Origin of the sequence: Bradyrhizobium sp. dw_411, assembly GCF_018449695.1 — a bacterium.
In the GTDB taxonomy this organism is placed as follows: domain Bacteria; phylum Pseudomonadota; class Alphaproteobacteria; order Rhizobiales; family Xanthobacteraceae; genus Bradyrhizobium.
Map to the genome: position 1 here is coordinate 92,425 of NZ_JAAVUY010000005.1, position 14,630 is coordinate 107,054.

Genomic DNA, 14,630 nt, shown 5'->3' on the forward strand with positions numbered 1-14,630 from the left:
GAATCTTGCAAAAACGGCTGCACGCGCGCGCGCAAAACCTAAGGCGACGCGGCAGCGCCGAACAGGACACTACCGCGTTTCCCCTGACCTGTGGGGCTCAATTTGAGCCCGCAGGCTTAACTCCCGCCGGGATAATTCGGGGCTTCGCGGGTGATGGTGACGTCGTGGACGTGGCTTTCGCGCAGGCCCGCGCCGGTGATGCGCACGAACTGCGCCTTCTCATGGAATTCAGCCATGTTCCGCGCGCCGACATATCCCATTGCCGCGCGAAGGCCGCCGGCGAGCTGATGCATGACGTTGCCGACCGGGCCCTTATAGGGCACCTGGCCCTCGATGCCCTCCGGCACCAGCTTGAGCGTATCCTTGATGTCCTGCTGGAAGTAACGATCGGCGGATCCGCGCGCCATCGCTCCCACCGAACCCATGCCACGATAGGCCTTGTAGGAACGGCCCTGCCACAGGAACACTTCGCCCGGCGTCTCGTCGGTGCCGGCCAGGAGCGAGCCGACCATGACGATATCGGCGCCGGCGGCGAGCGCCTTGGCGAGGTCGCCGGAATATTTGATGCCGCCATCGGCGATCACAGGCACGTTGGCTTTCTTGGCGGCTTCGACCGCGTCCATGATCGCGGTCAGTTGCGGCACGCCGACGCCGGCGACAATCCGCGTGGTGCAGATCGAGCCCGGTCCGATGCCGACCTTGATCGAGTCCGCGCCGGCATCGATCAGCGCCTGCGCGCCCTCTTGCGTCGCGATATTGCCGGCGATGACCTGCACCGCGTTGGAAAGCCGCTTGATGCGGTTGACGGCCTCGAGCACCCGCGAGGAATGGCCGTGCGCGGTGTCCACCACGATCACATCGACGCCGGCGTCGATCAGCCGCTCCGTGCGCTCATAGCCGCCCTCGCCGACCGTGGTCGCCGCGGCGACCCGCAACCGTCCTTGCGCATCCTTGCAGGCCAGCGGATGCGCGACCGCCTTCTCCATGTCCTTGACGGTGATCAGTCCGACGCAGCGGTATTGGTCGTCGACCACCAGCAGTTTCTCGATGCGGTGCTTGTGCAGCATCCGCTTCGCCTCGTCCTGGCTGACGCCTTCGCGCACCGTGACGAGATTTTCGTGCGTCATCAGTTCGGAAATCTTCTGGCGCGGATCGGTCGCAAACCGCACATCGCGGTTGGTGAGAATGCCGACCAGCTTGCCCGGGACGCCCTTGCTGGCGCCGGTGACAACAGGGATGCCGGAGAAGCCGTGATCCTTCATCAGCGCCATCGCATCCGACAGCATCGCGTCGGGGCCGATGGTCAAGGGATTGACGACCATGCCGGATTCGAACTTCTTGACTTGGCGCACTTGGGCGGCCTGGCCATCGACATCGAAATTACGGTGGATAACGCCGATGCCGCCGGACTGCGCCATCGCGATCGCCATGCGCGCTTCGGTGACGGTGTCCATCGCCGAGGCGATGATTGGAATGTTGAGGGGAATGGCCCGCGTCAGGTGCGTACGGATATCGGCCTCCGAAGGCAGAATATCCGACAGGCTGGGCTTCAGAAGCACATCGTCGAACGTATAGGCTTCGCGTATTCTCTGATGTCCCTGCTCGGCAGCCATTACCAACTCCATTCAGCGGCACATTCGCCGCGATAAGACCTCGGGATGAGCGGATACGCCGGCGGCGCCATTGGCGTCACCGTCGAATCAGAGCCCATCGGTAGGGTTGGCGGTGGTCGATAGCACGCCACCATGACGAATCAAAGGGGCCGCAGCCCCGAATCTCGCTTCACTGCGGATAACGTCATGGGAAGCATATTTAGGAGCCGAGGGGGTGGTTCGCCACCCCCTGAGGATCGCGGGCGCGGCGCTGCCGCAGTCCCGCAGATGTAAGCTTAGTTCGGTCCCTGAGCGGTCCGCACATTCGGCCCTGTGGGCGTAATGCAGCGCCGGGCGGCTTCAATCTCGCCCTCGGTCGCGCCCTTGCTGCGCGCCCACGCCTCAGCGGCCGACGCGCTGTACTTGGCGACATAATAACGAACGACGGAGCATGAAGCCCGATGAAAAATGCCGCCGGACTCACCGGCAGATGCCTCCGGAGAAAATCCAAAAACCAGCGCGACAGCAAAAAGCCAACGTAATCCCATTCCGGGTTGTTCCTTCCTAGAATTGATGGGGTAGCCTAACGGCTATGGCCGCGTGGTCTCACAGCGACGTGAGTGAGGCAACCTCATCTCAAGCGGAGGAGCCATGCATGCCGCGGTCCGTTAAGGTTGTTGCGTAACCAAAAGCGAATTGTGATGCGAATGGGGCAAGCATCATCTCGCAAAGCATTGAAATCGTTTGTCGCGCACTTTTTGGCCATTTTTCACGGTTCCGCAATGGCCTATGCGCATTGGGAATGTTACAGCGCAACCGCCGAATATTTTCCCCTCATTTCCGAATCCTGATGAACAAAGAACGCCTGATTCCGCTGATCGTGGCCACTGCCCTGTTCATGGAGAACATGGATTCGACCGTGATTGCGACCTCGTTGCCAGCGATCGCGGCCGATATCGGCACCAGCGCGCTGACGCTGAAGCTCGCGATCACGTCGTATCTGTTGGCGCTGGCGGTGTTCATTCCGGCAAGCGGCTGGACCGCGGATCGCTTCGGCGCGCGCACGGTGTTCTCGCTTGCAATCGCTGTGTTCATGATCGGCTCGATCGGCTGCGCGTTGTCGAGTTCGGTCACCGACTTCGTTATCGCGCGCACGCTGCAAGGCATCGGCGGCGCCATGATGACGCCGGTCGGACGGCTGGTGCTGGTACGCTCGATCGACAAGAGCGCGCTGGTGAACGCGATGGCCTGGGTCACGGTCCCCGCGCTGGTCGGACCGGTGATCGGGCCTCCGCTCGGCGGCTTCATCACCACCTATCTGTCGTGGCACTGGATATTCCTGATCAATCTTCCGATCGGCCTGCTCGGCATTTTCATGGCGCTGCGCTACATCGATCCGGTCCGCAGCGAAAATCCCGAGCGGTTCGATCTGTACGGGCTGGTGCTGGCCGGAATCGGGCTTGGCGGCATCGCGTTCGGCCTGTCGATCGCGGGCCTCAACCTCGTGCCATGGACCATCGTGATCGCGCTGATCGTGATCGGCACGATTTCGATGACGCTTTATGTGATGTACGCCAGACGAACCGCCTCGCCGGTGCTGGATTTCTCGCTGTTAAACTTGCCGACCATGCGCGCCTCCATCATCGGCGGCTTCATGTTCCGCCTCGGCATCGGCTCGCTGCCGTTTCTGCTGCCGTTGTTGATGCAGATCGGGTTCGGCCTGTCACCGCTGCGCTCGGGGCTTGTGACCTTTGCCTCGGCGGTCGGGGCGATGGGCATGAAGACGCTGGCCGCGCGCATCATCAAGACGTTCGGCTTTCGCAACATCATGGTGATCAACGCGGTCGTGAGTTCGATCTTCCTTGCCGCCTGCGCGCTGTTCACGATCTCGACGCCGCTATTGCTGATCATGATTCTCCTGGTGGTCGGCGGCTTCTTCCGCTCATTGCAATTCACCGCGATCAACACGCTGGCCTACGCCGAAGTCGAGCCGGCGCAGATGAGCCGCGCCACCACATTGGTCAGCGTCAACCAGCAGCTCGCGGTGTCGGCCGGCGTTGCGGTCGGCGCGTTCTCGGTGGAATCCACTTTGTTATGGCAGCATGCGAGCCAGCTCAGCGCGGGCGATTTCGCGCCGGCCTTCATCGTGGTGTCGATCATCTCGACCGCTTCGGCGTACTTCTTCTACAAGATGCCGCCCGATGCCGGCCATCAGGTCTCCGGCCGCGGCGTGATCGTCATCCCTAGCCCGGAACGCGATGCCGAGCCGGAAGAAACCGCCGCGACCGAGACGGCGAATGCGAGGGATCAGCGGCTGGGGTAGATTTCACCCCGTCATTGCGAGGAGCGCAGCGACGAAGCAATCCATTCTTTCTTGCTTCGCGATTATGGATTGCTTCGCTTCGCTCGCAATGACGAACTCCTATACTGCCGCCTTCCCCTGCCCCCGAAATCCCATCGCCAGCACGTAGCGCTCGGACGAGTCCTTGCGGCTCGAAGCCGGCTTGACGTGTTTGACGGTGGCGAAATCGCGCTTGAGCTGCGTCATCAATTCGGCATCGGCGCCGCTTTGAAATACCTTGGCCACGAACGTGCCGCCGGGATTGAGCACGTCGGCGGCAAAGGCTGCAGCACCTTCCACCAGACCCAAAATGCGCAGTTGATCGGTCTTGCGGTGGCCCGTGGTATTGGCGGCCATGTCCGACAATACCACGTCGGCGCGGCCGCCCATCATGGCCAGCAATTTATCCGGCGCATCGTCGGCGAGAAAATCGAGCTGCGCAAAGCTGACGCCGGCGATATCAGGCATTTCCAACAAATCGATCGCGATCACCTTGCCCCTTCCGTCGGCCGCGCCGACGCGTTTGGCCGCGATCTGGCTCCAGCCGCCGGGGGCTGCGCCAAGATCGACCACCGTGATGCCGGATTTCAGGAAGCGGTGCTTGTCGTCGATCTCGATCAGCTTGTAGGCCGCGCGCGAGCGATAGCCGTCCCGCTTGGCCTGCGCCACATAGGGATCGTTGAGCTGCCGCTCCAGCCAGAGCTTTGACGAATGCTTCAGCCTGCCGCCGCTCCTGACGGTGACGTGCAATCGCCCGGTGGTATCTTTCGCCATGTCGATTTCAATCGTGCTTTTTTTTGTGCCCGATGGTTCGAGACGCGCGGCGTTGCCGCGCTCCTCACCATGAGGGATTGGTGGACCTCATCCTGAGGAGCTTCGCGAAGCGATGCGTCTCGAAGGATGAAGCCACAAGGCTCTAGCACACCCCGGCCCGTCGCGCCTAACGGCTTGCGCTGAGCACGCCGTCCTCGCGCATCATCTCGACCAGCATGCCCTCGCGCAGGCCGCGGTCGGCGACGCGCAGGCGCGGCAGCGGGAACGCGTTGCGGATCGCATCGAGAATGGCGCAGCCCGCCAGCACCAGATCGGCGCGCTCGACGCTGATGCAATGATTGGCGGCGCGTTCCTGATAGGTCATGCCAAGCAGCCGCGCGATGGTCGCGGTCACCTCCGCATTGTTCATCCACACCCCATCGATCCGGCGGCGATCGTAGCGCGCCAGATTGAGATGGACCCCGGCCAGCGTGGTCACGGTGCCGGAAGTGCCGAGCAGGTGCATATCGCCGAGGTCATCGCCATGTTCGGCCGCAAACGGCGCGACATGTTTGGCTACTTCCTGCACCATCCGGGCATAGGATTCCGGCGTGACGTCGCGGCCGCCGAAACGCTCGGCCAGCGTGACGACGCCAAGCGGGATCGACATCCAGGCTTTGATGCGCGGTGTCGCATCCTGCTCGGCCGGATCGCGCGCGATGCGAACCAGTTCGGACGATCCGCCGCCGATATCAAAGAGGATGGCGCCCCGCCCCTTGGGATCGAGCAGCGGCGAGCAGCCGATCACGGCCAATGCAGCCTCGGTCTCGCGGTCGATCACTTCGAGATTGATGCCGGTCTCGGCCGCGACCCGATCCCGGAAGCCGTCGGCGTTCGACGCGGCACGGCAGGCTTCGGTCGCGATCAGCCGCAACCGTGTCGCGTTCCTGGACTTGATCTTGTCGCGGCAGATACTCAGCGCAGCGACGGCGCGTTCGATCGCGGCCTCGCTGATATAGCCGGTCGCAGAGATGCCCTCACCCAGCCGGATGATCCGGGAGAACGAATCAACCACACGGAATCCATCATCGGTCGGACAGGCGATCAGCAGCCGGCAATTGTTGGTCCCGAGGTCGAGTGCGGCGTAAACGCCGGAACCCGGAACCAGCCTGGCCTCTCCATCGTCACCAGCCGCAACCGGCGCTATCGGGCTTTCGCGCGACGAAAGGCCGTCGCGAAGCCGCGTGTCATCATTCATCAAATGTCTTTCCCGGGCCGATCAGGGCCGGCGAGGAGCTTCGTTTCGGCGAAACTCTAGCAGCGCCGAGGGGCGGCGCAACAACCCATCACATGGCACCATGCCCAATCAGCCGTTGTCGTTGGCATATGGGTGCATTATCTGGGTAAGACACTGCTAAATAGCGAAAAAAAGCTCATTTCAGGTTCTTTCAATGCAAGATCAAATCTCCGCGTCCTCGCTCGAAAACGCTATTGCACTGCAAAAATATGGCGTTGGGCAGCCGGTTCGCCGCACCGAAGATGACACGCTGGTGCGCGGCAAGGGCAAATATACCGACGACTTCAATCTGCCGGGACAGGCCTATGCCTGGATCGTCCGTTCCAGCCATGCCCACGGCATCATCCGCAAGATCGACACCACGGACGCGAAGGCGATGCCCGGCGTGCTCGGCGTGTGGACCGGCGCCGACCTCGCCCATTACGAGCCCTTTACCTGCGGCCTGCCGTTGAAGAACCGCGACGGCTCGCCGCTGCTGCAAACCAACCGCATGCCGCTGATGACCGACAAGGTGCGCTATGTCGGCGATGCCGTGGCTTTCGTCGTTGCCGAAACGTTGGCGCAGGCGCGCGATGCCGGTGAAGCTGTTGTGCTTGATATCGAGCCATTGCCGGCCGTCACCAGCGCCGAAGACGCAACAAAGCCCGGCGCGCCGCAGCTCTACGATCACATCCCCAACAATGTGGCGCTGGACTATCACTATGGCGACGCCGCCAAGATCGATGCCGCCTTCGCGGCAGCCGCCCACGTGACAAAGCTCGACATCGTCAACACCCGCGTCGCCGTGGTGTCGATGGAGCCCCGCGCCGCTCTCGCTTCCTACGACAAGGCGAGCGAGCGTTTCACGATTCAGGTTCCGACCCAGGGCGTCGCCGGCAACCGGGTCAACCTCGCCAAAAACATGAAGCTGCCGAACGAGAAAGTTCGGATCCTGACCGCGAATGTCGGCGGATCCTTCGGCATGAAGAACGTCAACTACCCCGAATACATGTGCATCCTGTATGCGACAAAGGAATTGGGCAAACCGGTCAAGTGGACCGATGAGCGATCCATCAGTTTTCTGTCCGACAGCCAGGGCCGCGCGCAAGACATTCATGCCGAACTAGCGCTCGACGCCGATGGCAAATTCCTCGCCGTCAAGCTTTCGGGTTACGGCAATCTCGGGGCCTATATCACCGGTGTCGCACCGGGGCCGCTATCACTCAATACCGGCAAGAACCTCGCCAGCGTCTACAAGACGCCGTTGCTGAGCGTCGATATCAAATGCGTCGTGACCAACACCACCCATATGGGCGCCTATCGCGGCGCGGGCCGTCCCGAGGCCAATTACTACATGGAGCGGCTGATCGACCGTGCCGCCGATGAGATGGGCATCAACCGGCTGACTTTGCGCAAGCGCAACTTCATCAAGCCGGCGCAGATCCCGTTCGCGGCGGCGTCGGGCGTCACCTATGACAGCGGTGATTTCCAGGGCGTGTTCGACAAGGCGTTGGCGATCTCCGACCACGCCGGTTTCGCCAAACGCAAAAAGGAGAGCCGCAAGCAGGGCAAGCTGCGCGGCATCGCGGTCGGCTCCTATCTCGAAGTCACCGCACCGCCCAGCGGCGAACTCGGCAAGATCGTGTTCGAGGCTGACGGTTCGGTGAAACTGATCACCGGCACGCTCGATTACGGCCAGGGCCATGCGGTCTCGTTCGCACAGGTATTGTGCGCGCAGCTCGGCGTGCCCTTCGAACAGGTCAAGCTCGAACAGGGCGATAGCGATATCGTGCGCTTCGGCAACGGCACCGGCGGCTCCCGCTCGATCACCGCGACGGGAACAGCGATCGTCGAATCCTCCGCGATGGTGATCGCCAAGGGCAAGCAGGCCGCCGCGCATCTGATGGAGGCGTCGGAAGGCGATATCGAATTCGCCAACGGCCGCTTCACGATCGCCGGCACCGACCGCAGCATCGATATCATGGAACTATCGCAGCGCCTGCGCGAAGGCACGATGCCGGAAGGCGTGCCGTCCTCGCTCGATGTCGATCACAACACCAAAGATACGCCTTCGACCTTCCCCAACGGCTGCCATGTTTCGGAAGTCGAGATCGATCCCGAAACCGGCGTCATCCAGGTCGTGCGCTACACCGGCGTCAACGATTTCGGCACCATCGTCAATCCGATGATCGTCGCGGGCCAGTTGCATGGCGGTGTCGCACAGGGCATCGGACAGGTGCTGATGGAAGAAGTCAGCTACGACGAGAGCGGCCAGCCCATCACAGGCTCGTTCATGGATTACGCCTTGCCCCGCGCTGGCGACATTCCGTTCATGACCGTCGGCGACCATCCCTCGCCCGCCAAATCCAATCCGCTGGGCACCAAGGGCTGCGGCGAAGCCGGCTGCGCCGGCAGCCTCGCCACACTGGTCAACGCGGTGATCGACGCATTGTCGGAATACGGCATCACCGAGATCGACATGCCGCTAACGCCGGAACGGGTCTGGCGCGCGATCCAGGATGCGAAGACGAAGGCGGCGTGAGGGCGCGTTGTTACGCAACACCCCCACTCGTCATACGCGGGCTTGACCCGCGTATCCATCAAGCTTCGCAAGAGTCTTCCCGAGGGATGGATTGCCGGGTCACCTAGCGCGAAGACGCGCTTCGCGCTTTTGCCCGGCAATGACGAAGGTTGAGTTTCCGCGCCTACGCCGCCGCCTGCTCGCGCGGCTGGTAGATCGCGATGTGCTGGCAATGCGCCAGCGCCGTGCGGCCGTTGGCGACCAGGAGCGCGTCGAGTTCGACGAAACGGTGGCCCTTCTTTTCATAATTGCCGGTGACCTTGGCTCGCGCGGTCAATTCGTCACCGCTCGCGCCCGCGGCCAGAAGTTGCATCCGGCTGCCGGCGTGAATCCACGGCCCGAGAATGGCGTTGTCGACCAGCACCTTGTTCATCACCCGCTGCAGCAGACCGGGATGAACCAGCCCTTCGCGCGCGTAAATCGCATCGGTCTCACGGACATCGGTCAGATATTCGCTCGCGTCCTCGCCAGCCCAGACCCGCGGGATCGTTCCCAGCCACTTGCCGGGTTCGTAGGATGTGATGCTCACCGGCTTGCGCTCGGCCACCGCGGCGGTCTCGCTGTAATCCGCGATCGAAAACGACGGCGCGGATGCCGGCAACAGCGCGCTGCCGGTCGCGCAGAGTTCGCCGCGGCTTTCGACCTCGATCGACAACACGCCGTCGCTCTCGGTGGCTGTCACATCGGTGATCTCGCCGTCATAAACCGGCTTAACGAAACGCGCCTCGATCAGCCCGCGCTCCAGAAAGGCGCGGCCCCATCTGGCCACCGGCAAGTGCAGCATATAGGCCATGACATCGACGCCGGGCACCAGGCCGCCGCTGAACCCGAACCGCTTGGCGACGGTGTCGTCATGCATCTTGTTCTCGGACAATTTGGCGGTGTTGTAGGCCTGTACACGGTAGGCCTCTAGCCGGTCGGTCATCCCCATACTTCCCTTATTTCGGCTATTTTCCGTCGATAATCGTACGCGAACAAAAGACCGTGGCAAGCATGTTCCGGCCGCTGTTTTGCTCGCAATTTGGGCTGCGATAGAGTACCACGCGCCTCATGGGAGCGCGGTAGCGTTTCCCGGCCAAATCCCCAACCGATGACGCCAGCCTTGAACACCACCCGCATCTATGTCGACGCCGACGCCTGTCCGGTCAAAGACGAAATCTACCGCGTCGCCGCCCGCCACGGCCTGCCCGTCAGCGTGGTCGCCGGTCAGTTCATCCGGGTGCCGCAGGATCCGATGATCGAGCGCATTGCCGCCGGCTCTGGCATGGATGCCGCCGACGACTGGATCGCCGAACGCGCCGGCCGGGGCGATATCGTCGTCACCTCCGACATCCCGCTGGCGAGCCGTTGCGTGAAGGCCGGCGCCGAGGTGATCGCGCCGAACGGCAAGCCGTTCACCGAAGCGTCCATCGGCATGACGCTGGCGGTCCGCAACCTGATGACCGATTTACGTTCGTCAGGTGAAGTCACCGGCGGTCCCAGATCTTTTGCACCCCGCGACCGCTCGACATTTCTGTCGGCGCTCGACCAGACCATTCGCCGCCTCCAGCGCCAGCGCGCTGACGCGCCGGCGCAAAAACAGAATTGAATCGAAAAAGCATGGCGCCTCCGCTCATCCAGTTGAAAGACATCAAGCTGACCTTCGGCGGCACGCCGCTGTTGTCGGGCGTCGAATTGTCCGTGTCCACCGCCGAACGCGTGTGCCTGATCGGCCGCAACGGTTCCGGCAAATCAACACTATTGAAGATCGCGGCCGGCCTGGTCGACCCCGACAGCGGGAGCCGCTTTGTGCAGCCGGGCGCGACCGTGCGTTATCTACCGCAGGAGCCGGATTTCACCGGCCACGAAACCACGCTGTCCTACGTCGAAGCCGGCCTCGGGCCCGGCGACGATCACTACCAGGCGCGCTATATTCTGGAGCAACTCGGGCTGCACGGCGATGAAGACCCCGCGCATGTGTCCGGCGGTGAAGCCCGCCGTGCCGCGCTGGCGCGGGTGCTGGCGCCCTCGCCTGACATCCTGCTGCTGGACGAGCCCACCAACCATCTCGATCTCACCACGATCGAATGGCTGGAAGGCGAACTGGCGAGCCGCCGCAGCGCGCTTGTGATCATCAGCCATGACCGCCGCTTCCTCTCAAATCTGTCGCGCTCGACGGCGTGGCTCGATCGCGGCCAGATCAAGCAGATCGACCGCGGCTTCAGCGCGTTCGAGTCCTGGCGCGACGAGGTGCTGGCGGAAGAGGAGCGCGACCAGCACAAGCTCGACCGCAAGATCGTCAATGAAGAGCACTGGCTGCGCTACGGCGTTTCCGGACGCCGCAAGCGCAACGTCAAGCGGCTCGGCAATCTCTATGCGCTGCGCGAGCAGCGGCGCGATTATCGCGGCGCCGCCGGCAATGCCAATCTTGCGGCTGCGGAAGCCGATAAATCCGGCAAGCTGATCATCGAAGCCAAGGGCATTGGCCGGACCTATGGCGAGCGCAAGATCGTCGATGACTTCTCGATCCGCGTGCAGCGCGGCGACCGTATCGGCATTGTCGGCCCCAACGGCGCCGGCAAGACCACGCTGATCGAGATGCTGACCGGCGCCAATCCGCCGGACAGCGGCACCATCCGGTTCGGCGCCAATATCGAAATGGCGACGCTCGACCAGCACCGCGAAAGCCTCGACCCGAAGACGACGCTGGCCGACGCGCTGACCGGCGGCGGCAGCGACAACATGATGGTCGGCGGCAAGCCGAAGCATGTGGTCAGCTACATGAAGGACTTCCTGTTCGCGCAGGAGCAGATGCGCACGCCGCTGGAGGTGCTCTCCGGCGGCGAACGCGGCCGTCTGATGCTGGCGCGCGCGCTGGCCAAACCCTCCAACCTCCTGGTGCTGGACGAACCCACCAACGACCTCGATCTCGAAACCCTCGACGTGCTCGAGGAAATGCTCGGCGATTATGAAGGCACCGTGATCCTGATCAGCCATGACCGCGACTTCCTCGACCGCGTGGTGACCTCGGTGATCGCGCCGGAAGGCAACGGCCGCTGGGTCGAATATGCCGGTGGCTATACCGACATGCTCAAGCAGCGCGGCGCCGATCTCAAGCGCGACGCGGTGAAGGCTGCCGCCGAAACTACAAAGGCCAACAAAGGTAATGCGGCTTCGGGCAGCACCGCCAAGCGACGGCTGACGTTCAACGAAAAGCACGCGCTGGACACCCTGCCCAAGACGATGGCCAAACTGCAGGCCGAGATCGCCAAGCAGCAGCGCCATCTTGACGATCCTAACCTCTACAAGAAGGATCGTAAGAAATTCGATACGGCCTCCGCCGCGCTCTCGACCGCGCAGAAGGAACTCGAGGCCGCCGAAGAAAAATGGCTGGAGCTTGAGGTGCTGCGCGAAGAGATTGAACAGGCTTGAGATCGCACGTACTTTTCTCCCGTCATTGCGAGGAGCGTAGACCGTAGGATGGGTGGAGCGAAGCGATACCCATCGCGACACAAGAGATTTGATGGGTTTCGCTTCGCTCTACCCATCCTACGAAAAATAACTGAAGGGTCTTGCCGATGACCACCCCCCTCGCCGCCAAGATCGCCCGCGAATACGGCACGCCCGTCGCCGTAATCGACATGGACCGCGTCGAGCGCAATATCGCGCGCGTGCAGGCTACCTGCGAGGCGGCCGGGGTCGCCAACCGGCCGCACATCAAGACTCACAAGAGCCCGATGCTCGCAAAACTGCAGATCGCCGCCGGCGCCAAAGGCATCACCTGCCAGAAACTCGGCGAGGCCGAGGTGATGGCGGCGGCTGGCATCGACAATATCCTGATCAGCTACAATCTGATCGGCGACGAGAAAATGGCCCGGCTCGGCGCGCTCCAAGCCAAGGCACACATGACGGTCGCGGCTGACAATTCGGTTGTCATCGCGGGCCTGCCTCAAGCCGCGGCGGCTTCCGGCCGTCCGCTGTCGGTGGTGGTCGAATGCGACACCGGCCGCAAGCGCGCCGGGGTCGAAACGCCCGCTGAGGCCATCGCGCTGGCGCGCGAGATCGCCGCCTCGAAGGGGCTCGTATTCGCCGGCTTCATGCTCTACCCGACCGAGACCGGCTGGACCGAGGCGCAACGCTTTTACGACGAGGCGCTGGCCGGCGTTCGAGCACACGGCCTTGATGCGACGATGGTCTCTACGGGTGGTTCGCCGAACCTGAAGAACGTCGGCAAGCTCAAGGGAGCGACCGAGCATCGGCCGGGCACCTACATCTACAACGACCGGATGCAAGTCGGCGCCGGCGTCGCAAGCTGGGATGATTGCGCGCTGAATATCTATTCCACCGTCGTGAGCCGCGCAGGCCCTGATCGCGGCATTCTCGATGCCGGCTCCAAAACCCTGACCGCCGACACCGGCAGCGGGCTCGACGGCTACGGGCTGATCTTGGAGCACCCCGAAGCGAAAATCGCGCGCTTTGCCGAGGAGCACGGCTTTCTCGATCTGACGCGCAGCAACACCCGTCCCAATGTCGGCGACGTCGTACGGATCGTACCCAATCACGTTTGCGTCGTCGTCAACATGATGGACGAAGTCGTGATGGTGCGCGGCGAGGAGATTGTCGGGGTGTTGTCGGTGGCGGCGCGGGGGAAGTTGAGATAGACAGTCCCACCGTCATTGCGAGCAAAGCGAAGCAATCCATCCCTCAACAAGCAAGCTGGATTGCTTCGTCGCTAACGCTCCTCGCAATGACGAGACTCAATTTCACCGGCTTCGCTTCTCCAACCACTTCACCGCACCCCGCCCCGCCGCAGCCCCCGTCGCGAACGACGCCTGCAACAGATAGCCACCCGTCGGCGCTTCCCAATCGAGCATCTCGCCGGCCGCGAACACGCCGGGCAAGCGGCGAATCATGAAATCCGCATCGAGTTCATCAAAGGAAATGCCACCCGCGGTCGAAATCGCCCGCGCGATCGGCGCGATGCCGTTGAGTTCGACCGGCACCGCGTTGATCAATCCCGCTAGGCTTGTGGCCGAGAGCGACGGCAGCGAAACACCTGACGCGATCGCCGCCTCTTGAAGCAGGCCGATCCCAACCGGCGAAAGATGCGCAGTTTTGCGCAGCCAGTTGGAAAAGGATTGCTTGCCGCGCGGGGTCGACAAACGCGCCACCAGATCGCCGGTTTCGAGATCGGGCCGCAACGCGACGTGGAGCGTCGCTTTTCCCGAACGGATGATCGCTTCACGCAACTCCGCCGACAGCGCATAAATCCCGCCGCCCTCTATCCCGTTACGCGTGATCATGGCTTCGCCGCGCAGCTTGTGCGGGCCAAACGACAGTGCGATCCCTTTGAGCGGCTGGCCCTCGAAGCGGTTGCGGAAGATCTCGGACCAGGCGACGATGAAGCCGCTATTGGCCGGTCGTAGCGGCGAGATCGCCACGCTCTTGGCCGTGAGCGTATCGACCCAACCGCCGTCGGACCCGAGCCGCGACCAGCTCGCGCCGCCGAGCGCGAGTATAGTTGCCCCCGCCTCGACAATGCGCGGGCCATCAGATGTCGTGAACACCAGCCGTCCGTCCTTGTCCCAGCCGGTCCAGCGACGGCGCAGCTCGAATTGCACGCCGAGCGCATCAAGCCGTCGCAACCATGCCCGCAATAGGGGCGACGCCTTGAAGGCTTGCGGGAAAACCCGGCCGCTGGAACCGACAAAAGTCGGCTGCCCCAATGCCTCGCTCCATTCGCGCAAGCTATCAGGCGGAAACGCCGTGATCACGGGAGCGAGTTTTGGCTGAGCTTGACCGTAGCGTTTGAGGAAGTCCGGTAGTGGTTCGCTGTGCGTGAGATTAAGCCCGCCACGCCCCGCCATCAGAAACTTGCGGCCAGCGGACGGCATCGCGTCGTAGACGGTGACCGCGGCGCCACCTTGCGCGGCGACTTCAGCCGCCATCAGCCCCGCCGGGCCGGCGCCGAGGATGGCAATGTTCGCTTGTGAACTCTTCACGGGGGGCAAGTCTCATTTCCTCTCAGCGTCGAAGGCCCTCATCCTTAGGAGCGGCTTCGCCGCGTCTCGAAGGATGGCAACAAGCTCCCATGGTTCGAGACGCGCG

11 protein-coding genes are annotated in these 14,630 nt (G+C 63.0%); 5 read left to right on the forward strand and 6 right to left on the reverse strand.

The genetic code is table 11. The features are described from left to right. Positions 1–116: 116 nt before the first annotated feature. Both guaB and HB676_RS33770 read right to left on the reverse strand, forming a co-directional pair. Positions 117–1,613: an IMP dehydrogenase gene (gene guaB, locus HB676_RS09730; RefSeq protein WP_213737573.1), complete on the reverse strand. Its 1,497-nt coding sequence runs from the start codon at positions 1,611–1,613 to the stop codon at positions 117–119. A 275-nt stretch (positions 1,614–1,888) separates the two neighbouring features. Beyond that, positions 1,889–2,140, reverse strand: a complete 252-nt coding sequence (locus HB676_RS33770; RefSeq protein WP_249780153.1) for a hypothetical protein — start codon at positions 2,138–2,140, stop codon at positions 1,889–1,891. Positions 2,141–2,442: 302 nt separating this feature from the next. On the opposite strand from HB676_RS33770, the gene HB676_RS09735 reads away from it, so the two are divergent. After that, a complete protein-coding gene (locus HB676_RS09735) occupies positions 2,443–3,915 on the forward strand; it encodes a DHA2 family efflux MFS transporter permease subunit (RefSeq protein WP_213737574.1) in 1,473 nt (490 codons plus the stop codon). Between the two features lie 99 nt (positions 3,916–4,014). On the opposite strand, the gene HB676_RS09740 is transcribed toward HB676_RS09735, so the two are convergent. Together HB676_RS09740 and HB676_RS09745 are read right to left on the reverse strand one after the other, a co-directional pair. Further along, positions 4,015–4,707, reverse strand: a complete 693-nt coding sequence (locus HB676_RS09740; protein WP_213737575.1) for an RlmE family RNA methyltransferase — start codon at positions 4,705–4,707, stop codon at positions 4,015–4,017. A gap of 166 nt (positions 4,708–4,873) precedes the next feature. Beyond that, positions 4,874–5,944 carry a Ppx/GppA phosphatase family protein gene (locus HB676_RS09745; protein ID WP_213737576.1) on the reverse strand — a complete coding sequence of 357 codons (1,071 nt, stop codon included), beginning with the start codon at positions 5,942–5,944 and terminating at the stop codon, positions 4,874–4,876. A gap of 193 nt (positions 5,945–6,137) precedes the next feature. Here HB676_RS09745 and HB676_RS09750 point away from each other — a divergent pair, with 193 nt between their 5' ends. After that, positions 6,138–8,504, forward strand: a complete 2,367-nt coding sequence (locus tag HB676_RS09750; RefSeq protein ID WP_213737577.1) for a xanthine dehydrogenase family protein molybdopterin-binding subunit — start codon at positions 6,138–6,140, stop codon at positions 8,502–8,504. Positions 8,505–8,667: 163 nt separating this feature from the next. Here HB676_RS09750 and HB676_RS09755 read toward each other — a convergent pair whose 3' ends face one another. Beyond that, positions 8,668–9,468: a hypothetical protein gene (locus tag HB676_RS09755; protein ID WP_213737578.1), complete on the reverse strand. Its 801-nt coding sequence runs from the start codon at positions 9,466–9,468 to the stop codon at positions 8,668–8,670. A gap of 165 nt (positions 9,469–9,633) precedes the next feature. Here HB676_RS09755 and HB676_RS09760 point away from each other — a divergent pair, with 165 nt between their 5' ends. The 3 genes from HB676_RS09760 (at position 9,634) to HB676_RS09770 (ending at position 13,183) form a co-directional block, all read left to right on the forward strand. Next, on the forward strand, positions 9,634–10,131 hold the full coding sequence (locus HB676_RS09760) for a YaiI/YqxD family protein (RefSeq protein WP_213737579.1): 498 nt from the start codon (positions 9,634–9,636) through the stop codon (positions 10,129–10,131). Between the two features lie 11 nt (positions 10,132–10,142). Beyond that, positions 10,143–11,954, forward strand: a complete 1,812-nt coding sequence (locus HB676_RS09765; RefSeq protein ID WP_213737580.1) for an ATP-binding cassette domain-containing protein — start codon at positions 10,143–10,145, stop codon at positions 11,952–11,954. A gap of 146 nt (positions 11,955–12,100) precedes the next feature. Further along, complete coding sequence (locus HB676_RS09770) at positions 12,101–13,183, forward strand: D-TA family PLP-dependent enzyme (RefSeq protein WP_213737581.1); 1,083 nt, start codon at positions 12,101–12,103, stop codon at positions 13,181–13,183. 102 nt (positions 13,184–13,285) lie between these two features. Here the strand turns inward: HB676_RS09770 and HB676_RS09775 are convergent, their stop codons facing one another. Beyond that, entirely contained in the window at positions 13,286–14,524 is a 1,239-nt protein-coding gene (locus tag HB676_RS09775) for a TIGR03862 family flavoprotein (protein WP_213737582.1), read from the reverse strand. Between the last annotated feature and the right edge of the window lie 106 nt (positions 14,525–14,630).

What these genes read in the sequence shown, in the direction of transcription:
- HB676_RS09770 (WP_213737581.1), top strand. Translation starts at nt 12,101, where the DNA reads ATGACCACCCCCCTCGCCGCCAAGATCGCCCGCGAATACGGCACGCCC.
- HB676_RS09760 (WP_213737579.1), top strand. Translation starts at nt 9,634, where the DNA reads ATGACGCCAGCCTTGAACACCACCCGCATCTATGTCGACGCCGACGCC.
- guaB (WP_213737573.1), bottom strand. Translation starts at nt 1,613, where the DNA reads ATGGCTGCCGAGCAGGGACATCAGAGAATACGCGAAGCCTATACGTTC.
- HB676_RS09735 (WP_213737574.1), top strand. Translation starts at nt 2,443, where the DNA reads ATGAACAAAGAACGCCTGATTCCGCTGATCGTGGCCACTGCCCTGTTC.
- HB676_RS09740 (WP_213737575.1), bottom strand. Translation starts at nt 4,707, where the DNA reads ATGGCGAAAGATACCACCGGGCGATTGCACGTCACCGTCAGGAGCGGC.
- HB676_RS09750 (WP_213737577.1), top strand. Translation starts at nt 6,138, where the DNA reads ATGCAAGATCAAATCTCCGCGTCCTCGCTCGAAAACGCTATTGCACTG.
- HB676_RS33770 (WP_249780153.1), bottom strand. Translation starts at nt 2,140, where the DNA reads ATGGGATTACGTTGGCTTTTTGCTGTCGCGCTGGTTTTTGGATTTTCT.
- HB676_RS09765 (WP_213737580.1), top strand. Translation starts at nt 10,143, where the DNA reads ATGGCGCCTCCGCTCATCCAGTTGAAAGACATCAAGCTGACCTTCGGC.
- HB676_RS09755 (WP_213737578.1), bottom strand. Translation starts at nt 9,468, where the DNA reads ATGACCGACCGGCTAGAGGCCTACCGTGTACAGGCCTACAACACCGCC.
- HB676_RS09745 (WP_213737576.1), bottom strand. Translation starts at nt 5,944, where the DNA reads ATGAATGATGACACGCGGCTTCGCGACGGCCTTTCGTCGCGCGAAAGC.